The 21,644-nt window shown below is 52.9% G+C and carries 18 protein-coding genes, 2 tRNA genes and 3 pseudogenes; 10 read left to right on the plus strand and 13 right to left on the minus strand.

The window, feature by feature from the left end; translation table 11 throughout:
• Positions 1–3 precede the first annotated feature (3 nt).
• Together IPI63_RS08155 and IPI63_RS08160 are read right to left on the minus strand one after the other, a co-directional pair.
• Positions 4–1,197, minus strand: a complete 1,194-nt coding sequence (locus IPI63_RS08155) for a matrixin family metalloprotease (RefSeq protein WP_292477885.1) — start codon at positions 1,195–1,197, stop codon at positions 4–6.
• A 411-nt stretch (positions 1,198–1,608) separates the two neighbouring features.
• Entirely contained in the window at positions 1,609–2,592 is a 984-nt protein-coding gene (locus IPI63_RS08160) for a matrixin family metalloprotease (RefSeq protein WP_292477887.1), read from the minus strand.
• A gap of 137 nt (positions 2,593–2,729) precedes the next feature.
• On the opposite strand from IPI63_RS08160, the pseudogene IPI63_RS08165 reads away from it, so the two are divergent.
• Positions 2,730–3,821, plus strand: a pseudogene (locus IPI63_RS08165) (IS1 family transposase).
• A 304-nt stretch (positions 3,822–4,125) separates the two neighbouring features.
• A complete protein-coding gene (locus tag IPI63_RS08170; protein ID WP_292477888.1) occupies positions 4,126–4,470 on the plus strand; it encodes a hypothetical protein in 345 nt (114 codons plus the stop codon).
• A 21-nt stretch (positions 4,471–4,491) separates the two neighbouring features.
• Here IPI63_RS08170 and IPI63_RS08175 read toward each other — a convergent pair whose 3' ends face one another.
• The 3 genes from IPI63_RS08175 to IPI63_RS08185 form a co-directional block, all read right to left on the minus strand.
• Positions 4,492–5,583 (minus strand): DUF1646 family protein, encoded by a 1,092-nt coding sequence (locus IPI63_RS08175; RefSeq protein ID WP_292477889.1) that lies wholly within the window; start codon positions 5,581–5,583, stop codon positions 4,492–4,494.
• A 26-nt stretch (positions 5,584–5,609) separates the two neighbouring features.
• Positions 5,610–5,942, minus strand: coding sequence for a carboxymuconolactone decarboxylase family protein (locus IPI63_RS08180; protein WP_214066313.1), 333 nt, complete (start codon positions 5,940–5,942; stop codon positions 5,610–5,612).
• Between the two features lie 351 nt (positions 5,943–6,293).
• Positions 6,294–6,950, minus strand: coding sequence for a hypothetical protein (locus IPI63_RS08185; RefSeq protein WP_292477890.1), 657 nt, complete (start codon positions 6,948–6,950; stop codon positions 6,294–6,296).
• Positions 6,951–7,125: 175 nt separating this feature from the next.
• On the opposite strand from IPI63_RS08185, the pseudogene IPI63_RS08190 reads away from it, so the two are divergent.
• Positions 7,126–7,547, plus strand: a pseudogene (locus tag IPI63_RS08190) (transposase); the annotation flags it as partial.
• 121 nt (positions 7,548–7,668) lie between these two features.
• On the opposite strand, the gene IPI63_RS08195 reads toward IPI63_RS08190, so the two are convergent.
• Complete coding sequence (locus tag IPI63_RS08195; protein ID WP_214066312.1) at positions 7,669–7,983, minus strand: DUF5320 domain-containing protein; 315 nt, start codon at positions 7,981–7,983, stop codon at positions 7,669–7,671.
• 183 nt (positions 7,984–8,166) lie between these two features.
• Between IPI63_RS08195 and IPI63_RS08200 the strand changes: the two genes are divergently transcribed.
• The gene (locus tag IPI63_RS08200) at positions 8,167–8,628 is read left to right on the plus strand and encodes a DUF134 domain-containing protein (RefSeq protein WP_214066311.1); all 462 of its coding nucleotides are present in this window, start codon (positions 8,167–8,169) and stop codon (positions 8,626–8,628) included.
• A 147-nt stretch (positions 8,629–8,775) separates the two neighbouring features.
• Here the strand turns inward: IPI63_RS08200 and IPI63_RS08205 are convergent, their stop codons facing one another.
• Positions 8,776–9,228 (minus strand): hypothetical protein, encoded by a 453-nt coding sequence (locus tag IPI63_RS08205; RefSeq protein ID WP_292477892.1) that lies wholly within the window; start codon positions 9,226–9,228, stop codon positions 8,776–8,778.
• A gap of 119 nt (positions 9,229–9,347) precedes the next feature.
• On the opposite strand from IPI63_RS08205, the gene IPI63_RS08210 reads away from it, so the two are divergent.
• The 4 genes from IPI63_RS08210 (at position 9,348) to IPI63_RS08225 (ending at position 12,876) form a co-directional block, all read left to right on the plus strand.
• The gene (locus IPI63_RS08210) at positions 9,348–10,232 is read left to right on the plus strand and encodes an Mrp/NBP35 family ATP-binding protein (RefSeq protein ID WP_292477894.1); all 885 of its coding nucleotides are present in this window, start codon (positions 9,348–9,350) and stop codon (positions 10,230–10,232) included.
• A 95-nt stretch (positions 10,233–10,327) separates the two neighbouring features.
• Positions 10,328–10,603 (plus strand): hypothetical protein, encoded by a 276-nt coding sequence (locus IPI63_RS08215; protein ID WP_214066308.1) that lies wholly within the window; start codon positions 10,328–10,330, stop codon positions 10,601–10,603.
• A gap of 125 nt (positions 10,604–10,728) precedes the next feature.
• The gene (locus tag IPI63_RS08220; RefSeq protein WP_292477896.1) at positions 10,729–11,436 is read left to right on the plus strand and encodes a hypothetical protein; all 708 of its coding nucleotides are present in this window, start codon (positions 10,729–10,731) and stop codon (positions 11,434–11,436) included.
• Between the two features lie 147 nt (positions 11,437–11,583).
• Complete coding sequence (locus IPI63_RS08225) at positions 11,584–12,876, plus strand: methyl-coenzyme M reductase glutamine C-methyltransferase (RefSeq protein ID WP_292477897.1); 1,293 nt, start codon at positions 11,584–11,586, stop codon at positions 12,874–12,876.
• Between the two features lie 120 nt (positions 12,877–12,996).
• Here IPI63_RS08225 and mcrA read toward each other — a convergent pair whose 3' ends face one another.
• The 4 genes from mcrA to mcrB are packed head-to-tail and all read right to left on the minus strand — an operon-like array spanning position 12,997 to position 17,279.
• The gene (gene mcrA / locus IPI63_RS08230) at positions 12,997–14,676 is read right to left on the minus strand and encodes a coenzyme-B sulfoethylthiotransferase subunit alpha (protein WP_292477899.1); all 1,680 of its coding nucleotides are present in this window, start codon (positions 14,674–14,676) and stop codon (positions 12,997–12,999) included.
• A 14-nt stretch (positions 14,677–14,690) separates the two neighbouring features.
• Positions 14,691–15,458: a coenzyme-B sulfoethylthiotransferase subunit gamma gene (mcrG, locus tag IPI63_RS08235; protein WP_292477900.1), complete on the minus strand. Its 768-nt coding sequence runs from the start codon at positions 15,456–15,458 to the stop codon at positions 14,691–14,693.
• Positions 15,459–15,460: 2 nt separating this feature from the next.
• Positions 15,461–15,964 (minus strand): methyl-coenzyme M reductase operon protein D, encoded by a 504-nt coding sequence (gene mcrD / locus IPI63_RS08240; protein WP_292477902.1) that lies wholly within the window; start codon positions 15,962–15,964, stop codon positions 15,461–15,463.
• 10 nt (positions 15,965–15,974) lie between these two features.
• Positions 15,975–17,279, minus strand: coding sequence for a coenzyme-B sulfoethylthiotransferase subunit beta (mcrB, locus tag IPI63_RS08245; RefSeq protein WP_292477904.1), 1,305 nt, complete (start codon positions 17,277–17,279; stop codon positions 15,975–15,977).
• A 658-nt stretch (positions 17,280–17,937) separates the two neighbouring features.
• Between mcrB and IPI63_RS08250 the strand changes: the two are divergent.
• Positions 17,938–20,240, plus strand: a pseudogene (locus tag IPI63_RS08250) (DNA topoisomerase I).
• A gap of 122 nt (positions 20,241–20,362) precedes the next feature.
• Here the strand turns inward: IPI63_RS08250 and IPI63_RS08260 are convergent.
• A tRNA-Ile gene (locus tag IPI63_RS08260) sits at positions 20,363–20,437 on the minus strand.
• A gap of 10 nt (positions 20,438–20,447) precedes the next feature.
• Positions 20,448–20,535, minus strand: a tRNA-Asn gene (locus tag IPI63_RS08265).
• Between the two features lie 57 nt (positions 20,536–20,592).
• Here IPI63_RS08265 and IPI63_RS08270 point away from each other — a divergent pair.
• Complete coding sequence (locus IPI63_RS08270) at positions 20,593–21,630, plus strand: mRNA surveillance protein pelota (RefSeq protein ID WP_292477909.1); 1,038 nt, start codon at positions 20,593–20,595, stop codon at positions 21,628–21,630.
• The last annotated feature ends 14 nt before the right edge of the window (positions 21,631–21,644 follow it).

Genomic DNA, 21,644 nt, shown 5'->3' on the forward strand with positions numbered 1-21,644 from the left:
CCATCATCGGTAAAGCCTCCATATTCCGGCCTTATCACCATTTCCAAGCGAGCGCTTCTCCCCTGAATAGCAATGCATCACCTGTCCGGTATCATATGCGAACTCCATTTTATTGTAAAGATCGCCCAGACCCAGGGTATGCCCCATCTCATGCAATAGCACCGACTGCACATCAATATCTCTCTTATTGGTGCTATCTGTGCGCCAGTTGTAATTCGAATTCAGCACTAGATCCGACTCAAGGGCACTGTTGTAACCATCAACCTTAGCCGAGCTGTAATAGGTTCTGGCATAGGCCAATGCATTGCAGTTGGTGGCGAAAGGCTTCCAGTTGATCACATTCTTCCTGTCATACCGGTCTGCAGCCATCAGCGGATCCAATGTGACCAGGTTGCTGTCGGCGAAGAGATTCTGATTTGATGCTGCATCCCAGGTGTTTGAGGCTGCTTCGATTGCTCTCTTCACCTCTGCTGTCTGCAGTCCTTCATTCTTCATTATATTGTCATTCTTCAAGATCCATTTTATCTGGGGATCCCTCGTATTCCAGCGATATCCCAATAGCGTATAGGCAGAGGCTCTCCCCCCGCTGGCGGTCATCTGTGGGCCGATGAGCTCTTGGGATAGATCGCTGCCTATCCCTTTCTTGGCATTTGAGGCTATCAGACCGAAGCCTCCCTGGCCATCATTGGAGAGGCCATTGACCGCCATGGATATATCACCGGAGCCCACAATCTGCATGCTCTCGCTGTCAAGCATCTTCACACCAAGAGCTTCTATATCTCCGGACATGGAAGCCCTCTTGGCAGCCCCGGCAAATACCCTTGCTGAAAGATCGCCCTGGCTGTCAAATCCGGCGGAGATGAGCATCCTGTTTTCTGGGGAATCAGCATAATAGGCCAATTCGCCGCTGCTGCCATGGATGGATGTATCCTGATCGATAATGGCTCCGTTTTTGGATACACCAGCAAAGGCAGTTGTCCGGAAATCTCCTGAGCTGTCCATCTTTGAGCCAGTGCTCTTGCCCTTTGCAGTGCTTGAGACAGAAATGCTGTTCTCACCCGATCCACTGGCAGTGATGGCCCGGATTACATCCCCATCGCCTATTTTTGCTGCCTCCCCCAATCTGGTGGAGGCATCCAGGTCATAGCTGGCAGAGGACGAAGCAGTCTGTCCACTCCTCTCGGAGCTGAAACCCACATCGATGCTGAGGGCGGGGGCTATTAAACTACAAAAAAATATTGTTAATGCTAATATTGCATAACTCCTTCTCATCAGATCTATCCTCCTTTGGAATAAGGACCGATCCTTGATTCGTATTGGATCAATCGGGGCACTCTTCATACTAAATAAAGAGTTCCTCTGATTAATTCGTTTAATGCCGTTATATTTAGTCCTTTCGCAGGTTTTAGCAGCAATTGTCCGCCATCATTGGTAGGTTGAATGCCAAAAAGGGGTCATTCCGCCGGAAAAAATATACGCTGAATGTCGAAGTAAATGGCGACAGCGGTCAGAGTGGTCAAGAATAATGCTTGAAGGCCCAGGGGCCCTCAAGCCATTCGGTGGATTCCGGGGATCGCGCTGTATGGCATGCAATCGGCTGAGATACTATCATCCGTACAGCTTCCATATTGCAGTCTTATCACCATTTCCTAGAGAACGCTTCTCTCCTGAGTAGTAATGCATCACCTGATCTGTATCATACTTATACATCGCAATGCCGTAGATGTCCCCCAACCCCAAAGTATGGCCCATCTCATGCAATGCCACAGACTGGATGTCGATATCTTTACTGTTGCCGCTTTCCACCCTCCACCTCTTATCAGAATTGAAGACCAGATCGGACTCAATTGCCGTTCCATATCCATCAACCCGTCTGCCTGCATAATAGTAAGTCCGGGCATATGCGATTGCATTGGTGCATGTTCGGAAGGATTGCCAGTTAATTGTATTTATCTTATTAAATTTATCGCCCTCGACGGTGGGGTTCAAGGTGACCATATTGCTGTCTGCAAAGAGATTCTGATTGGATGCCTCATCCCAGGTATTCGCCGCCGCCTCCAGGGCATTCTTAACATCCATGCTGTTCAGGCCTTGAGCTGCCAGAATGGCATCATTCTTCAATACCCATTTCAATTGAGGATCTCTCGTATTCCAGCGGTATCCCAACAATGTATAGGCATTCGCTCTCCCTCCTTCTGCAGTATAATCAGGCCCGGCGAGAAGCGATCCCCTCTCCATCTGCATGCTGGTGCCCATCATCAAATCATCAGATCTTGATGCGACCTCCATTCCATCTGCTATAATGCTGACATCCTGGCCGGCAGAGGTAATCTTTGTATTCATCTGGGGATGATCTGTGGCAATGAAGAGACCATTATGCCTGGCGATGCCTGCCCCATTGATCCTGGTATCCGTCATCCAGCCATTGGTCTCTGTTTGCAGACTCGTCTCTTTATCCAGCTGATAGGCAGATGAGGAGACTGCCGTCTTCCCGTTTTCCTCTGCGACAAAGCTCACACTGATGCCCAAGACAGGCATCATGAGGCTGTACAAAGCTATCAGCATCACCAAAGCTACAAAAAAGCATCTCATCTCGACCCTCCTACTTGTAATACTTATCTATAGTAAGAATTAAAAGTATTTGATCCTTTTGGCTGCTTCGGTCGTGAATCTACAATCGGCTGTTATTTATATAACCTATTCCTATATGCTACATGGGGTGTAGCAAAATGGGCAAAAGAGGTCCAAAGCCTCGATTCTTGGATGTAGCATGCCCGAATGAGCAGTGCAATCTATTTGGAATTGCTGGGAAAGGAAACGTCACTGTGTACGGAACTTACAAGATAAGCTCCGGCAAGGTCAGGAAATATATTTGCCACACATGTGGTACCAGATTCTGTGATAGAACTAACACTGCATTCTATGACACAAGAACAAACGAAGAAAAGATCAAGCTGGCTCTAAAAATGGCCATGCGTGGAATGAGTGTCTTAGGAATAGCTGAGATCCTTGAGTCAAAACCATCTACTGTAAGCACTTGGATCTCGAAAGCAGCAAAGCATAGTGAAAAAGTCAATGAAGTTGTCTTGAAGGATGTAGAGACCCCAAAGGTAGAGATGGACGAGGCATGGACTTTTGTGGGGAAAAACACTACCCAGAGAAGGTGAATACGAAGATAAAGGAACTTGGATCTGGATAAGCATGGCTGCAAATTGCAGGTTGGTGCTTTCACATGTTATCGGTGAGCGATCTCAGGAAAATGCAGATCAGCTCGTTTCAAATACTGCCAAAAGACTCAGATCAATGCCGCTCTTTGTGACAGATGGATTAAGACTATATGCAGCAGCTCTTCGAAAGCAATATGGAAAACTACAGCCGTTCGCACCAACAGGCAAGCGAGGGCGACCTCGAAGTCCTAAATTAATCGTAGATGAACTATTACAATATGCTCAAGTCATTAAAATGAGGGTCAACGGTAGACTAAAAAAGTGGTCAAGAGAATCATATTTGGCAAAGATATAGACCACAAAATGATATCTACCAGCTACATTGAACGGCAAAACCTGACATGCAGACAAGATAATAACCGCATATCAAGGAAAACCATAGGTTTCTCTAAGGAGACTGCAGAATTGAATAACCAAATGACCCTATATTTCGCGCACTTCAACTACTGCCGAAAGCATCGTGCTCTAAAATATAGAAATGAGATGGGCATAACGAAGTTCAATAGTCCCGCGAAGCAAGCTGGCTTAATCGATCATGTCTGGAGCTTGCAGGAACTCTTGACTTTTCCATATTACAAAACTCAAACCCATTAGAGGCTCACGACCCATATTACTTTCACCTCCATATTACGCTCATCCATCCACCAACCCATTCGCGCATGGATTCACCTTCGCTGTGCACATTCCTCAGGCTTATCTCCTCAAAGGGAGTCGGTTCCATGGAGCTGAAGCCGGGAAGATGATATCTACAGCAGAGGGCTGCACTGCTCTCTATAACTCCCTCGCTTGCAGATCCCTATTTGGAGAAGATGGTGATCTATGAAGAAGAGACATTTCCAGTGGCCAAATCGGGAGGGAGCCTGTTATGGGCCGGAGCTTTGAGAGCCTGCGCATGGGGGTGAACGAGCTCTCTGCTCGCTGGACCAGGGCTGGCCGGGCATTGAAAAAGAGGGATCAGATTTACGCAAAAAAGCTCGCGGACATGGCAAAAATGCACTCAAGCGAGGCATTCTATGCTCTGGATGATCCTTTGGAGGCTGCCGTATTTTCAGTCCTGATCGAGCTGTTGAAAGAGAGAGACTCGCAGAGAGATTCGAAGAGAGATCCTTCAAAGGATTCGAAGAGAGATCCTTCAGAGGATTCGAAGAGAGATCCTTCAGAGGATTCGAAGAGAGATCCTTCAGAGGATTTGCAGCCTGGACCCCTTTTCTCTCTTTCTTACTCCAAGGATCATTGCCCATAGGGGCGATGCACACGCACCGCCCTACAGTCCCAGTGTGGGATTGATTCCCAGAATGAAGACCACGATGAAGTATATCGCATTCAATGCCAGTCCCATGGGAATTCCCAGCTTTGCCCATTCGCTGCTGGTGATCCCCAGCTTCCCTGCAGAGATGATATTGGGGATGTTACCCGGTATCAGCATACCACCGGATATGAGCAGGCCGTACAGAGCGGCATTGATCTGGCTCTGGCTCATCGCCGGAGAGATCTCTGCAGCAGTGAGGGTCGCATTATCCAGGATGGCAGAGACCATGTTCACCCAGAAGAGGACATAATCGGGGATCTTGGTGAAATACTTGAATATGAGCACCTCCATGCCCGCCCCCAGCAGGAAGAGGGCTGAGACGAAGAGCCAGACCTTGGCCGCTCTGACGAATACCTCCCTCAAGCCGCCCTCATCCACAATCTCCTGTACCTCCGCCCTTGAGCCTCTTCTTCCCACATAGAAAGCCCCGAAGAGGGCGCATCCCAAAACCCCCAGAGTGATGAGTATGCCCAGCTGGTCTGCCAGGTACCAGAAGGTGGCATTATAGGGCGGGCCCTGCAGCTTGGTGACGGCAATGGTAGATAACGGCTCGCCCAGTGGAGTGAGGACAGCTCCCAGCACGATGGCAAAACAGGCGATGATAACCATTTTTATCTTATCGCTCCTTTCCAAGGGCATGAGGTTTGCGATCTCCACCAAGAACAAAGATGCAATGATGGCTGTGATCAGGCTTGAGATCATTCCCAGGATGAATACAACTGCAGCGACAAAAACCGGCAACGGAATGGAATTGGTCAGTCTTCTGAGGGCTCTATTCATCGGCACCTTTCCATAGAAGAATATCAGTCCGGCAACGAACACTGCCGGGACTATGCCTTTTAGCACTGGCTCGCTCGCAGCCAACGCTATCAGATCAAGTCCCCACTTGCTGGTAATGGTGACAGCCGTCGCCCCCATGATGAACAGGAACGCCTCCAGATTCTGCTCCACCATCTTAACCTTGAAGGGGAAGATCAATACAATTAAAAAGATTATAAACAGGCCTATATCGGTCAGTGTAACTGCCTCATCTGCAATCTCAATCATTCAATGATCACCTAATAGTCAATATTTCAATCCCTGGGCCTTGCCTGAATCTCGCTGCACCTGCCCGTCAGCTCACAGATGGTGCAGGCTGCAGGCTCCTCCTCCCGATGAGCAGCAGCCGAGGAGAGCACGCTGCTTGTACAGAGGTCTCCAGCGAAAAATACCGCCGCTGCGATCTGATCGTTCGGTATGCCCAGCTTGCAAGCGGCCCGAATATGCAACCTCAGATAATGGCTGCTTCTGATGGCTGCCAAGACCGATATGGAGATCAACTCCACTGTCCTCTCATCCAGGAAAGAGCTTTCTTTTATGGCGTTATTGCACTGCGCCACAGCATCCAGGTCAACTTCAAAGCCCATGATAGTACCCCCTGCAAATCAGAGTGAAGAGAGCAGTCTCAGGATTCCAGGCTGCTCCTGCATCCATTTTTGTATCCTATACGCCGACAACTGATTTGCAGATATGAGGACAAGATCGCATACTATATTATCAACATTGCGGTCTAAATTAGATAAAAACTTAATTTCAGCCAAATTTTGAAAAATCAATTGATCAATTTATTGTGAAATACGCAAATTCATAAATAGACATTTTCCTGTTAAAGATATTTTAAAATAGATCTTTTAGAATTGGAGATCGATGACTCAGAAGGCGAGGCAGGGGCAAGCTCAGATATATGTTATATTATGATAAATATAGGCCGATCTGGATCAGCCTCGATTGGAGGGAGAATCATCGAACTCGATCATCTTTTGAGTCTGGAATGATCCCACATATGACTGCTTACTTCTATTCATATAGATGGACCATCCCCTCCTGTTCTCGACATCCCACTTCCCTTCAAATGCAAGTGCAGTATCGTAGATCATCGAGTTGTTATGAAGGCCAAGGGACCTCATCAGACTGGTCTCACTCTGGTCCAGGTGGCTGGTGTTGAATCTCTCGCTGACAGAAGCGCCAGTGCCGTTTTCGAATAAGGGCAGCCTCATGCTCTTTTTGTTCTTGAGCTCTCCTCCTGTAAAGACAAGATCGCCCCTCTGGCTGAATTCAACCTCCTCTCGAACCTTGCTCATGTTTCTGAGGGACTCGAAGCTGATCGATCCTGAGCCTTTCATCCAGCCGCTGGAATCAATCGAGCGGTCATGGAATGCTCCTTTTATCGAGAGCTCTCCTGAGCCTCTCACCGTCGATGACTCCTCAAAGCGGAAACCCTTTTTTGCACCATCCTCCCGGGCCGGGCCCGGAGCGGAATGGGACCCGCTGCCATCATGGCTATGGCCTATTGCCCCCGCGCAGCAGAAGAGAACTGCAGCCAGAGCTATCAACGTCGCAGCTACGGGGATCAAAGAGGCCAGGTTCCCTTTCACTATTATGATGGTGCCATTTTCAGATTATTAATCTTTTGGACCTTCGCTAAATTGCGCGGGTATTGTACTGAAAAGAATTCTTAGCTCATCGCTGAATTGTGTGGGCGATATACTGCAGAGATGGAGCGGACCCCCGGAGCGGACAAAAAGTTCGGCGATGCCGAATCGTGGAGGTATGGAGAAGACCAGGCGGCGCTACAACCAGAACTTCAAGATATCAGTAATATCCGAGCTTGGGGCTGACAAGCCACTGCTCAGAATGCCCGAGAATATGGCCTCCATCCGAGCCCTCCTTGCCGATGGAAGGCAGAGCTGGCCGAAGATCCCGAACAAGCATTCAGAGGCAACGGAAATAGGTACAAAGATAAGGCGAAGATTGCAGAATTGCAGAGGCCTCACGGCCAGGCTCATGCCTAATTTGATCTCTCAAAATAGCATTCACCATGATCCAAAGGAAGGTTCGCGAGTAGAGGCTAAAGCCGGTGTTGAGAGGCGGCATATGATCATTCAGGAAGCTCAATTGGATGGCCTTCAGCTGCCAATATCTCACTTCTGCCTGGCGCTCGGCTCGATGTGAGTGGCAGTGGTTACTATGAATAAGGAAATATGAATGCAATGGCGGGCAATGCCGTCAGTCCTGGCAGAAGATCTAAAAACTATTAAAAATATAAAAAAGCCGGGCTGCAATAAAAGAGAGGGCGTTTGAGCCTGATCAGGCTCAAGGCTGCAGATTCTCGATCTGAGCGCGCACTGCTTTCAGATCTTCCTCCAGATTCCTGGCTACTGCCTCCAGATAATCTCTCTTTTCCTCTGGAGTAGGCTGACGGAAGGGCACGTCTGGAATATAGCCAAATCCTCTGCCATAGCCAATGCCATAGCCTCTGCCATAACCCATGCCGAAACCTCTGCCATAGCCCCTGCCATAACCCATGCCGAAACCTGCTGCCCGGCGGCACCAGGGATTATAATATCCTGCAGCTCTATTCCCGCGAGGGCCCATCCACCAGGGCCCCGTAAAATCTCCCCATGGCATACCTATTACACCTCACATTACATTTTATATTTTACATATTTATATGGACTTATGGCGGAAGGCATGCTGGACTTGCAATGCCAGCTGAGCCTTCTGTCCAAGTAATAGTAACTTATGAGAAAAAGTATTTAAATCTTTCTGTGTAGTAAGATTGAAATACACCCCGCCTGCATAACAAGGAGCATGTCTCCTTGTAGAGGAAGAAGGAGGGGAAGGCGGTGGATATCAGAGGTCCCCTCTGTGAGAAGCTTCTTGCCTGAGGGCTGTCCCAGAGTGGAGGGCGTCTCCATCACCTTGGAGGAGTTGGAGGCCGTGCGGCTGGTGGATCTCCTGGATCTGAATCAGGAGGAGGCGGCATTCTTTATGGGGATCTCCAGAAAGGCCTTCTGGAACGACCTGATGAATGCCAGAAAGAAGATCTCTGCCGCCCTGGTCTACGGCATGGGCCTGAGAATTGAGGGTGGCAGCTTTGCCCTGCGAGGAGAGGCAGCATCAGGGAGCGCAGAGTCTCAGGAGCATCAGAAGGAGATGGCGCTGATGGAAAGGGAGATAGAACTCCTCAGCTCAAGGCTGGAATATCTTAACAGGAGGATGGCCGCCCAAATGGGCAAAGAGAGGGCCGCTCTCAGCCTTGAAGAGGGATAATCCAGGCAAGCCAGCCCCGCGGGAGCGGGGAGAGAATGAAGATATAAAGAAGGATCCCTGAGAGGATTTAAAACCTCTCAAGGCCGTCGATTTTCTCTGAACAGGTCAAAGTGCGATCTCTCTGTGATCACGGCGATCAAAGTGCAATCAAAGAGCAGTCCTCCACATCCCATCCTGATTCACTCGCAGGGTGGAGTGTTTCTGCGCATAGCTCACTGTCTCTGTCCAGTTCTTCTGAAAAGGGGCCCACTGCATTGCTGCCAGAGAGCTTTGTCTGAACTCAGAGCCACGGGGCTCATCGCTGGGTGGATAGCTCTCCCCAGAATAGGTCCCCCAGGATCCTGAATATGGATACTTGCCCAGCCGGACCACATCCGGGCGGGGATAATAGTATCGCGAGGCATAAGAATAGCCCTGGCTGCCGGAGGGAACGGGCATATAGAATATCGGATCTGAGAAGTAGGGCAATACATCGTTGCGGTCGATCGGCCCCACATACCCGCCCTCCAGCCAGTCGCCTGAGGATGAGCCGATCAGGAGCAAAAGGGCGGCAAATAGAATCAAGGGGAAAAGGATTCTGCCAGTTGTCATCATTCTCACCTGCGGCCATAAATGCGCCCATTGGATTTAATGCTATTTCTCCAAAGAATTAAATAGAAGCTCTCATAGGCTCTTAAATCTGCTGAATAAAAGAGCAACGATCATACCCTGGTGTTAAGATGAATCCATCCCCTTCAAGTAAGAGCAGCCCTGATAGCTGCGAAGGCGTCTGCAGTTCATGCGCCGAGAAAGAAAAGTGCACTGATCCCAGAGCCCGGCAAAGCCAGATCGATGAACGGCTGAGACAGATCAGGTACAAGATCGCAATCGCAAGCGGAAAAGGAGGCGTGGGCAAGAGCACAGTCACTGTGAACCTGGCCGCTGCCCTGCGGGAGCAGGGCTATAAGGTGGGCATCCTGGACGGCGACATCACAGGCCCGGATATACCAAAGCTCCTGGGAATAGAGGATCAGAAGCTTATCCCCGGCCCCTCAGGCCTTGAGCCGGCAGATGCTGATGGGATCAAGGCGGTCTCTATGGCCCTTCTCCTGCAGAGCCGGGACTCCCCTGTGGTCTGGAGGGGGCCCATGAAGATGGCTGCCCTAAAGCAGTTCATCGGAGAGGTCAATTGGGGCGAGCTGGACTTCCTTTTGGTGGACCTGCCCCCAGGAACCAGCGATGAGCCCATAAGCATTGCCCAGCTCATTCCGGGCCTCGATGGGGCGATTGTGGTCACCACCCCTCAGGAGGTAGCGCTTCTCGATTCTCGAAAAGCGGTCAACATGTTCCTGATGATGAATGTGCCCATGCTGGGGATTGTGGAGAACATGAGCGGGCTGGTCTGCCCCCACTGCGGCCAGAGAATTGAGGTTTTCAAGACGGGAGGGGGAGAGAATGCAGCCAGAGAGCTGGGTGTGCCGTTCCTGGGAGCTATCCCTCTGGACACGGAGATAGGAAGGCTGGGCGATATGGGAAAGACCTTTGCCAATAAAGATACCGCCGCTGCCAGGTCATTCGAGGGGATCGTAAAATCGATTCTGGCTCAACTGGAGGGAAAACCATAATCTTTCCCTCAAGCGTCCAAAGATATTTAATTGATAAAAGCCATCGATATCTAATATAAACAGGAATAGGTCGCCTTCTGAGGAGGTCAATAAAAGTGGACAGATTTCTTGGCATAGTGAAGGATGGCAGATTCTCTATAGTGCTGCCCCGTCCTCAATGTTGTACCGTCAGGCTCACAAGAATAATGAAGCCAGCATCGATAGCAGAAGAACTGGTAACCTCACATGAGATAGACCTGGCTGAATATGAAGGCAAAGCCATCATGGTAACTGGCTCTCTCCCCGAGCACAAGGGATGGCTATATGAGGCCACAGTGATAGATCAGTCCGGCCCTATATTGACTGAGGTTGTAAAGGAACTGTTCAGATAGACTGCTGCTCATACTGAGCCCTGACTATATCCCCCTCCTTTTTAGCTCATCCTTCAGCCAATATCATAAAACCCCGAGCGCAATGGATAGAAAGAAGGGCGCTATCTCTTCTCAAGGGTGATTTGATGAATTACAGGATAAATAGCAGAATTATTATCTGCATAGCAGGACTTATCACGTGTCTGCTTGCTGGTTTTGCATCAGGAGAGGGGGATTTTCTCCAGGGAGGATATGTTGGCAGCGGGGATCGTTCCATGGCTGATCCAGGCATATCCGGCATGCTTCAGTGGCTGGACCGGCCGGTCAGCCTGCCATGGTACAGCTCCGAGTCCAGCTTCTATAAACAGGCTGCACCTGATGCCACATTCACCCCCTATAAAGAGTACTATACCACCCTGGGCTCGGCTGGTGGGAGTGCCGCCGGCAGCGGGATCATAAGCAATCCGGCCAAGTACGATATCGCCGGGAAATCCCCCTCCAGGGTATACTATGGCAGCGGGACAGGATTGCCGTTCTCCCAGTACTCGTCCTCGGCTCAATCCCAGAGCAGCGAGCTGTGGATTCACGGGGAGTCCAGCTGGACCCAGTATGTGATATGCCCTGCAGGAACCTGGCTGCAACTGATCGCCCACGCCCCGGCTGGGGGGACTGCAGGCTTCTATCAGATGATCCAGACGGATGCCACCACCTCCAGGTACAGCACCTATCAATTCAGCCCGGGCTACAACAGCATGAACTTCCAGGCGGATGCAATAGGAAGGCATATGCTCTACTTTGTGATAGGCAGCCAGCCCAGCAATGTGGTCATTGTGGATGTGCTGGCCCAGGCCTGAGGAAGAGGACGAGATATCAGCGGCATAGAGCAAGGCCAATCCCTTTTTTTGCTCGCCTGCCCTGGCAATTGGGTTTATATCCAGAGCAGGCATGTTTTTTTCTGATTTGACAGGCGAGAAGGGATTACAGATGAGGAGGGATTACAGATGAGAATCGATATAGTATCTCCGGGAACATACACCTACGGCTCTTTGGTATTGGGAGGAGTGCTCAGGGATAGAGGGCATGATGTAAAGATCAGCAGGAATCTGCACTCCCAGGGGGAGGTCGTCCTCCTCAGCCTCTTCTCCACCCTTCAGCTTCTCGACCTGAGGATCAGGGATTTCGTGGCGGCAAAGGAGAATGTATATGTGGGAGGGCCTGTGGGCCTCTGCCCGGAGATGGTCTTGGGGGAGCTGAACCCCAGGGCTGTGGTCAGCGGGGAGGGAGAGGAGATAGTGGCCCGGCTGGTTGAGAATGGGCCGGAGGAGCTGGCAGGCGTGGCCTACAGCCATGAAGGAGAGATCATAAAAAGCCCTCCCCAACCGGTCGGCTCCCTTGATCATGCCCTTCCCCTGATTCCCGATGACCTGGCCCAGCAGAATGTGCGGGGGGCCAATGTCTACATTGAGACCCATCGCGGATGCCTGGGAAGCTGCACCTTCTGCCAGGTCCCCCGCTTCTTTGGCCGGAGCATAAGGAGCCGGAGCATTGAGAATATCGTGGCCGAGGTGAGAGAGATGAAGCGCCGGGGGGTGCAAAGGATAGCGATAAGTGGGGGCACGGGATCTCTCTTCGGCTACCGCAATCAGATCAATCGAGAGGCCTTTGTGGAGATGATCCACTCCCTCTCCCAGATCCTGGGCAAGAAGAACCTATCAGTGCCGGACATGAGGGTGGATCTGGTGGATGAGACAGTGCTGGAGGCAGTGCGCGATTATACCATCGGCTGGGTCTTCTTCGGGCTGGAGAGCGGAAGCGAGAGGATGCTCAAGGCGATGAGAAAAGGGGTCACTGTGGAGGAGAACCGGCGGGCAGTGGAGATGGCCAGAGAGCTGGGGGTGAAGGTAGGGGGAAGCTTCATCGTCGGCTATCCGGGAGAGAGCAGAGAGGACTTCCAGGAGACGATGAGCTTTGCAGAGGAGACGATGCTGGATGATGTATTTGTGAGCATTGCCGAGCCGATACCCGGAACCCCCCTCTCCAGGCAGATCCTGGATATGCCCAAAGAGGAGCTGGCCCTCTATCAGAAGCACCAGGGGGAGTATAAGGCCCTCCGCCTCTCTGAGGGGGAAGCACGCTGCTTTGAGCTGATGCTGCAGGGAGAAAGCTCCAAGCCCATTCCCAGAGCTCTGAGCCAAGGGCTCTACAATGCCTATCTGGATGAGAGCCGGGGCCAGGGCAGGGATATCAGAAGGGTCATCGACCTTCTGGATAAATACCGGGATGCTCTGCCATAAGCGGGATTTTAGCGAAGAGCATTTCATATATAATTTTTCATTAATTAAATCAATCTCATAGCCCGGGCTGAACAGAATAGCAGAGGAAAAAAAAGAAAAATGGTGTGAAGGTCTTCTGACCTACACAGCGGGCATGACCAAGGATCTCTCGCCTGCAGCGCGGAACTCGCGTGCACCGCCCTTGCCGAAGCAGTCGCGGATATTGGTCCAGTCGAAGACCAGGCCGGGGTTGGCGAAGGTGACCTTGATCAGGGGGTTGACGGCGAAGGCGTCCATGCGGCCGGCATGTGCGGCGCTGGTGATGCCTGCGTACTCGCCCTGGTGGCCCACGTTCATGGCATAGTTCGGATAGTTGGCACCCCTCAGCTCCAGTGGGTTGCCCTCGTCGGACTGGTAAGAGAACACATTGGTTGGACCGCACTGATCCTGCAGGTCGTAGCCGAAGAATCCCAGTCTGCCCCAGGACTCCTTGTGCAGGAGCATGGAGAGATACCAGCCAGCAAGGCCGATCTGGGAGTGACCGGTAGCGATGGCAGAGGTGATACCGGATGCGGCTGCCAGAACGGCTGCCCTCTGTGACCCGCCGAAGTGATCCTCAAGCAGGGTGGGGAAGGACTCGTACTGCTCAATGCCGTACAGGGTGACCTCAGTGGCCAGCTCCTTGGCGATATCGAGGGTCGCTGGTGCCTTGGCAAATCCTCCGAACTTGTCGCTGGCGAAGTCCACGCCATAGTAGGAGAAGTCATCCAGGACATCGTTGGTGTAGGCTGCAGTGGCGTACTGGGTGAATCCGACACCGCCGGACATGTAGCTTCCCAGCCAGATCTGATCGTAGAACATGGCGCCGGCGGCGACGACGTTCAAGGATACATAGACTGGATCCTGGGGCTTGACCCTGGAGGTCTGGACCATGTCGGACAAATAGCCGAAGGAGAGGCCTCCGGGGTTGTTGGGTCCGCGAGCGCGCCTTGCCGGCAGCATCTCAGACATCTGCAGGACAGCAGCGTGCTTGGCAGCATAGGCCAAATCAGCCACAGCGGCCTCACCAGCGCACATGTTGTAGGCATCGATGAAGGTCATAGAGAGCTGCATGGCGCTCCATCTGGATGTGGTGCCGCCGTCGCAGGTCCTGACCACGATGGTCGGGATGTGCACTGCCTGCCAGGTGGTCTTGCCGATAGCGGCCTTGATGGACTCAGCCTGGTCCTCGGGGAACATCTTGTTGATGTCGATCTTGTACTGATCATCGATCTCATCGGCCAGGGCATCGTCACCGGAGAAGACGCGGACGTTGCAGTCATCTACCAGGCCAGGGTGGGTCTCCACCATGTGCTCCTGAACCACGGCTGCGCCGGGCATGGCGTGGTTGAGGATCTCCAGGTAGTTGTTGATGGTCTCGGGTGTGACCTCCTTGCCCAACCTCTTCTGCAGCACCTCATGGGCCATATCCAGGCCGACAATAGTGGTCCTCCTGATATCATCCCAGAACTGCTGCATGGCTGGATTGTTGACGAAGTGCAGGTCGTCGCCCTCTACCACATACTCAGTGGATGAGAGCTTGTAGGGCACAAGCTGCCTCTGTCCAAGGGGAATGCCGCCAGCGTGGACATAGGGGTTGTAGCCGGTCATGCCGCGCTTGCCCTCAAGCTTCTTGGCGTACTCCATGAACTCCCGCTTGCGGACGTTCTGCTCAGGGCCCAGCCTCTTGTACTCGGTCTTCTGGCTGGCCAGATCGAAATCCTTTCCGAACTTCTTGTTCAGAGCCTTAACGAATAGCTTCTTAGTGTGCTTAACTGCCATTTAAATCACCCCTCTTACTCCGGCCTGTAGCCCCATTTGCTTCTGCGCTCCCACATATGGTGGGTCATCTCGATGGCCTCATCGAACTCTCTGGCGCCGACCTTTCCGCCCATGGGAACACCATCGAACCTGAAGATGGTGGTTCTCTTCTTGGCCTCGGCCTCGGACATGGGCTTGCCCAGGTTGATCTTCTTATCCAGGGGAATGCCCACCTGGTCCTTGACAGCATAGACATTTCCGTCCTCGCCCATCTCAGTCCTGGCCAGCATATCGAACTGCATGCCGTTCTCTTCCAATCTCAGGGAGTGGCCGTGCACAGTGCAGCCCCTCATGGAACAGAGGGCGACATCGGTCATCTCGCTATCGTACTGGGTCTTGGTATAGTCCTCGATATCTCTCTCCCTGGCCTCGATGATCTGTCTGCCGGATAGAGTGCCAGGATCGCAGCCCTTGCAGTTGATTGCTCCCCAGTAGGATCTGAAGTAGGGGATGGAGGGGGCGAAGTACATGGAGTCAGTCCACTGAGAGTATCTGATGCGGTCACCTGCAGCAGCGCCTGCTGTAGGCTCCACAATCTGCCTTACGGGGCAGTCCGGCTCGCCCATCTCTTTGAGGGGTGGGTGAGTGCTGGAGTAATCGGCGCCGGGGGCCCTGTGGCCCATGATGGCTACGACGTCCGCCTCAGGGATGTCTCTGAGCTTCTCGACATTGCCGGACATATGCTTCCTTCTGTTGATGCCAACAGAGGTGCTTCCGGGATAAAATTGTGGTGTGTATGCCATAATTATCTCTCCTCATCTTCAATAGTCACTTTCTCTTCAGACAGAATGGCCAGTTTATCCTTCCCGGCCTTGGGATCGATCAACCCCAGGATCCTCTTGTCCTCCACATCGCCATACTTGGCATAGTCCGAAAGAGTGGGACGGTTGTGGAAGAATTTGCCGCGTTTGATCTGAAAGGAGAAAGGAAGCGCTCGCTCACACGCCGCCTTAAGGCCGGGCATATACTCTTCGCTCTCCAGCTCCAGCCTTACCCTTCCAACCTTAACGCTCAGCTCGAAGGCCTGCCCAGCTACCTCTATCAGTAGATCTTTATTCTCATCGATGGGGGTGCCCTTGCCCGGACCGTAGGGAATTGTCCGGGGCAGATTGGGCCCGTGGATCATTATCCTGGCTACTCCCCCATTGGAATAGATCTCATTTAGCAGCTTCTGAGCTGTAGCAGGGGTGAGATATCTCTGGGGTGTTATCTCGATCTGCAAAGATGCGGTGTCTGATGCAGTGACCATTTATTTCGCCTTACACAGCCTCCGCAACCGATACAATCGGCTCACGGAATTCCTTGATCTCTCCATAAATAGCGCCAACCAATCCAGATGTCATCTCAGGGGTGAACATCTGAGTGCCGGCATCCAGCGCTACTGCTGCAGCCACGCAGGGTATGGCAAATCCTCTGGAGTGCCTGGTTACAACGTGGTTGCCGTTGAAGACGCCGGGGCCGCCGCCGCCATAGATGGAGTGGCTGAAGAACGAGAAGCCGACAGCAGTTCCCATTACCCTGCCGAAGTCGCATCCGGGCAAGGCGGTCTCCTTCTCAAGTATATCGTTGAAGTACAGCAGTGTCGAGGAGACAGCCTGAGCACCCCTCAGGGCGCCACAGTTGACCATGGTGGCCGCCAGGACGCCTGCTGCGGCATAGGCATTCCACTTGGATACATCGTTGGCATCATACATGACGTAGCCAGAGGGCAGCTTCTTGTCGGCCTTGATGACCTTGTCCTCAAGGGCCTTGGCCACTAAGCTCTGCACTACAGTGCCGATGGTTCCTGTCTTGCCATTGGCCTTGACGGTCTCATAGACCAGGTTATTGGCGTTCAGGCCCTGATATGCCATGCCCAAGAGCTGATGGCGCTCGAATATGCCCATAGCATTGCCCATCTCGAACTCGCCGATCTGCTCGTAGATGGATGCCAGAGCGGCAGCATTCATGGCGTTTCTCTTGGTGATGACGGCCAGGTGGTTGGCCATGACGTTTCTGAGGGCAAATCCCAGGCCTTCATCGTTCTGGGGGATGTTCAGAACAGAGGCTACGTTTCCTCCGTTCATGCCCACTGTCTGCGGGTACTCGCCCCAGACGGAGGCATGGATCATTGGGGCCTCGACGATGCCTACATTGAACTGCTGGATCAGAGCCTCAACAGTGGCAGAGGCAGCGCCGGTCAATCCCACAACGAACTCGGAGGCGGCATTGACCCTGGAAGTGGGGACCTGGACTAGCAGTTGCTTGCCGCCGCCAAGAACCTGAACATTGGTGTCATCGCCAGGTGTCACCTGGAGCAGAGACTTTATCTTGTCAGCAATGGCACTGGCATTTCCAAGAACATCGTAATTTAGCTCCCTTCCCTTGATCTGCCTGCGTCCGCCTGCAACCTTTCCGGTCTTAAGGGCAGCATCGATGCCGGCCAGGTTTACGGCGACAGTTCGCTTAGTAAGGGCAATGAGCCTCTGCATGGCCGCGTTCTTGAGAGGGCTGACGGCGCTCAGGTCGACGTCGCTCTTCAAAAGAACTCCGCGGTCGCTGTATAGGTCTATCTTATCAGACACGTTCTTTATCCTCCTTTACCTTTTTTAGCAGCCAAGATCGAGACAAGAGGTGATGCTGGAGCGAAAGCATGATAACCAGGTCTAAAAGGTATCATGCCCAGCATCAGCACAATCTGTAACGATCTCCCGCCTCTCTTCACAATGCACCATTTATACTTAAAGGTTTTGAGTGATTTTATTATTACTTATTATATTATAAGAATCTGTAACCTTTGTGAAGCGATAATTAAAAAATTTTTTATGTTTATTTTTATTAAATACATTTATCTAATTATGCTGCTCCATGCCTCTCGACATCTGGCCTGATCCTATCCTGAAGAGATACGCCTCCCCTTCTCCCAAAATCGCGAGAGCTCACAGCGTTCCCGAAATGGGATGATAATATTTTCTATTTTTGATAAATTGATATAGTCGTTTTAAATAATTTATTTCAGCTCTGACGCAAATGTTTGCTCTCATCTTTGATCTTGGGGGGTTGAAGGGCTCTTCCAAAGGCAGTGTTTTGTTGGCTGATATCGAAAATTGACTGGTGAAATTCAGTGAATAATAATGTCAGTTGAGTGAGTTAACAGCCGAATAATTATATAAACAATCCAGAATATTGAAAATTCGGGATTTAGAGAAAATTTAAATCAATGCCATGTTTTGCCTTTGACGAATGCATCTCATAATCGCGGAGAAGCACGATGCTGCAAAGAGGATTGCCCAGATCCTGGCAGGCACGAAGCCTCGCTCTCATCGTATAGGAGGAGTTGAGACCTTCCAGTTCGATGATAAGGTGGTATTGGGCCTCTCCGGCCACATCGTGGGAATGGACTATCCTCCTGGATACAACAACTGGCAGAAGGTTGACTGCCGGGAGCTGATCCGAGCAGAGATAATCGCCCGCCCCATAAATGAAAAGATAGTCGATGCCCTGCGCTCCCTGGGAAAAGAGGCTGACCGCATCACTGTGGCCACGGACTACGACCGGGAGGGTGAGCTCATTGGGGTTGAGGCCCTGAAGATCGCAAAGGAGGCAAACCCCCGCCTTAAGGAGGATCGGGTGCGCTACAGCGCCATCGTCAAGGATGAGATCCTCAAGGCCTTCAAGAATGCTGGCGAGGTGGACTATGACCTGGCCGCCTCTGGGGAGGCCAGGCAGATCATAGATCTGGTCTGGGGGGCGACCTTGACCCGATATATATCCCTCACCTCCGGCCGGCTGGGCAAGGAGTTCCTCTCAGTGGGAAGGGTCCAGTCGCCCACCCTGGCCCTGATCGTCGATCGGGAGAAGGAGATCCAGTCATTCGTCCCCAAACCCTACTGGGAGATATATGCCGACCTGGAACGCGAGCTGCGCGTTCAGCACTCCAAGGGCCGGATCTGGGATAAGGATGAGGTAGATGGGATCCTGGCCCGCCTGGGCCCGGTGGGCATCATCCGCTCCATCCAGACCAAGCCAAGGGTGGAAAAGCCGCCCGTCCCCTTTGACACCACAAGCTTCATCTCTGCTGCCAGCGGAATTGGCTTCTCCGCTGCCAATGCCATGCGGATTGGCGAATGGCTCTACATCAACGGATTCATATCCTATCCCCGGACGGACAATACCGTCTATCCCCCTTCCATCGATCTGGTGGCCCTCACCCGCCTCTTCACCAAGGGCGAGTTCTCTTCGGAGGCAGAAAAGCTGCTGCAGGGAAAGATGGTGCCCACCCGGGGCAAGAGGTCGACCACCGACCATCCCCCAATCTATCCCACTGCTCCTGCGGAGAAGAGCGAGCTCAAAGAAGAGCAGTGGCGGATATATGAGCTGGTGGTGCGCCGCTTCTTCGCCACCTTGGCAGACCCATGCGTCTGGGATGCCACCAGCCTCAAGGTGGACATCGGCCCCGAGCCCTTCCGGGCCAATGGAGCGCGGCTGGTCGAGGCGGGATGGAGGTACTACTATCCCTACAGCAAGGCGGAAGAGCATATACTGCCCTCAGTGAAGGAGGGAGAGAGGCTGAAGGTCTTGGGCCACAGTGTGGAGGCCAAGGAGACCCAGCCGCCGGCCAGATACGGCCAGGGCAAGCTGATCAAGCTGATGGACAAGCTGGGCCTGGGGACCAAGTCCACCCGTCATGATATCATCAGCAAGCTCTATGCCCGCGCCTATGTGCAGGGCAATCCCATGCGGCCCACAAACACTGCCTATGCCGTGGTGGACACCCTGCAGAGGTACGCCCCACCATCACCAAGCCGGAGATGACCCAGACCCTGGAGAAGGATATGGCCCAGATCTCAGAGAGAAAGATCAAGGAGGATGAGGTGATAGAGGAGTCAAGGGTCATGCTCACCAGCGTCTTCGATGAGCTCAGCTGCAATCAGGAGGGAATTGGACAGTCCCTTAAAGATGGCCTGAGGACGGACAAGATCGTGGGGACCTGTGAGAAATGCGGCTCCGAACTCATTATAAGGCGCGGCCATCGCGGATCGCGATTCATCGGCTGCTCCGGCTATCCGAACTGCCGCTTCACCCTTCCCCTCCCCCGCTCGGGAGCGATAGTGGTAACGGACAGGCTCTGCGAGGAGCACGGCATGTTCCATATCCGCATAATCAACAAGGGCAAGAGGCCCTGGGACCTGGGCTGCCCTCACTGCAATTTCTTGGAATGGCAGGCCAGGAAGGCTCTGGAGCTGGCCGAGGGCAAAGAGAGCGGAGAGGCAAAGCCCCAGCCCGCCAAAAAGACGGCCAGAAAAGCAGGAGGGGCAACAGGAGCCAAGAAGACTGCCAGCAAATCATCCAGTGCCAGGGGCGACGGCCTCGCCAGCCTGCCGGGCGTGGGACCCAAGACCCTGGAGAAGCTGGAGGCAGCGGGTGTCAGGACATCGCAGGACCTGCTGAGCTCCAAGGCCAAGGCTCTGGCGGAGAAGACGGGCTTATCTGAGAAGAAGATCGCCGTCTGGATGAAAGCAGCAAAAGCGCGCCCTGGGGCATGAGAATGAATCAATGAACAAGGGCATCTCCGAAGAGATCAATCACATGCAAGAGAATATAGCGATATGCTTGAGGTCCATCACCATATCAAAGTCCAGAGCATCCCAATCCTCAGTAGCCAGCATGGGCCTGGCCGGATTTGAACCGGCGGCCACTCGGTTATGAGCCGAGCGCTCTAACCGGACTAAGCTACAGGCCCGAAAGGAATGCGCCGCCAACAGGGCTCGAACCTGTGACATTCTGGTTGCTGCTTGCTCAATTAACAGCCAGACACTCTACCATCTGAGTTATGGCGGCTCGACCACCACCCTGGATGCACAATGATTTAAGCCTTTTGATCTGAGAGCATATCCTATGCGCGTCCTGAAGAGAGATCTGCGCGGTGAGGAGGGAGAGATCGCCCTTCTTCCCGAGTCCCTGGATGACCTGTGGCACCTGCGCCACCTGGTGGAGAGGGGGGACCTGGTCTTCGCCCTGACCCAGAGGAAGCTTCCGGCAATTGCAGACAAGGCCCGGCCGGAGAAGATGGAGAGAAAGACAGTGCGCCTGGGGGTGCGGGTGGAGGACATAGAGTTTCATATGTACTCCAACTGGCTGCGGCTCCACGGGCGGATTGTATCGGGCATGGATGTGGGCTCTTACCACACCCTGAATATCGAGGTGGGCACTGATCTGTCCATACTCAAATACCACTGGAGGCCTGACCTTCTGGCGCGCATCGATGATGCTGTGAAGGAGTCTCAGCGGCCCAAGGTGGTGCTGGCTCTGGTGGAGGAGGGCGAGGCCACCATCGGCATTCTCCGCCAGTTCGGGGTGCAGATGGCAGCGGAGATCAGCACGAGCAGCGGCAAGGGAGGGGGTGAAGACGGGCGCTCCTCATTCATGAGAGAGGTGGCAGGGGCCATTGACAAGATCGCTCAGGATGGTGCAGAGGTGATCCTCGCCGGTCCGGGATTTGCCAAAGATGACCTGAAAAAGGTGATCGATTCCACCTACCCTGATCTAGCGGAGAGGATTGCATTGGACGATGCCTCTTCCATTGGCAGGTCCGGGTTTCAGGAGGTTCTCCGCCGGGGAGCTGTAAAGAGCGTCCTTGAGTCCAGCCGCATCGCCCGCGAGGCGAGGCTGATCGAGGAGCTCTTCCGGGAGATCGCCACTGATGGCAGGGCCGCCTATGGCCCGGAAGAGGTCAGAAAGGCGATAAGCTACGGGGCCGTCGAGAGCCTGCTGGTCCTGGACGATCTCGCCCGCCGGGGAGGGATGGACGATATCATGCGCGAGGTGGGAGATGCCCGCGGAAAGGTGGTCATATTCAGCTCGGAGTTTGAGCCCGGAGACCGGCTGGCCTCTTTAGGGGGAGTGGCGGCACTGCTCAGATTCAAGATAGCTTGAGAACGAGAATGAGA

It is taken from the genome of Methanothrix sp., from assembly GCF_016706325.1.
GTDB lineage: Archaea > Halobacteriota > Methanosarcinia > Methanotrichales > Methanotrichaceae > Methanothrix.

Bases quoted from the DNA above. Each gene is read 5' to 3' on its own strand.
- IPI63_RS08160 (WP_292477887.1), bottom strand. From the start codon at position 2,592: ATGAGATGCTTTTTTGTAGCTTTGGTGATGCTGATAGCTTTGTACAGC.
- IPI63_RS08175 (WP_292477889.1), bottom strand. From the start codon at position 5,583: ATGATTGAGATTGCAGATGAGGCAGTTACACTGACCGATATAGGCCTG.
- IPI63_RS08180 (WP_214066313.1), bottom strand. From the start codon at position 5,942: ATGGGCTTTGAAGTTGACCTGGATGCTGTGGCGCAGTGCAATAACGCC.
- IPI63_RS08195 (WP_214066312.1), bottom strand. From the start codon at position 7,983: ATGCCATGGGGAGATTTTACGGGGCCCTGGTGGATGGGCCCTCGCGGG.
- IPI63_RS08200 (WP_214066311.1), top strand. From the start codon at position 8,167: ATGTCTCCTTGTAGAGGAAGAAGGAGGGGAAGGCGGTGGATATCAGAG.
- IPI63_RS08210 (WP_292477894.1), top strand. From the start codon at position 9,348: ATGAATCCATCCCCTTCAAGTAAGAGCAGCCCTGATAGCTGCGAAGGC.
- IPI63_RS08220 (WP_292477896.1), top strand. From the start codon at position 10,729: ATGAATTACAGGATAAATAGCAGAATTATTATCTGCATAGCAGGACTT.
- IPI63_RS08225 (WP_292477897.1), top strand. From the start codon at position 11,584: ATGAGAATCGATATAGTATCTCCGGGAACATACACCTACGGCTCTTTG.
- mcrA (WP_292477899.1), bottom strand. From the start codon at position 14,676: ATGGCAGTTAAGCACACTAAGAAGCTATTCGTTAAGGCTCTGAACAAG.
- mcrG (WP_292477900.1), bottom strand. From the start codon at position 15,458: ATGGCATACACACCACAATTTTATCCCGGAAGCACCTCTGTTGGCATC.
- mcrD (WP_292477902.1), bottom strand. From the start codon at position 15,964: ATGGTCACTGCATCAGACACCGCATCTTTGCAGATCGAGATAACACCC.
- IPI63_RS08270 (WP_292477909.1), top strand. From the start codon at position 20,593: ATGCGCGTCCTGAAGAGAGATCTGCGCGGTGAGGAGGGAGAGATCGCC.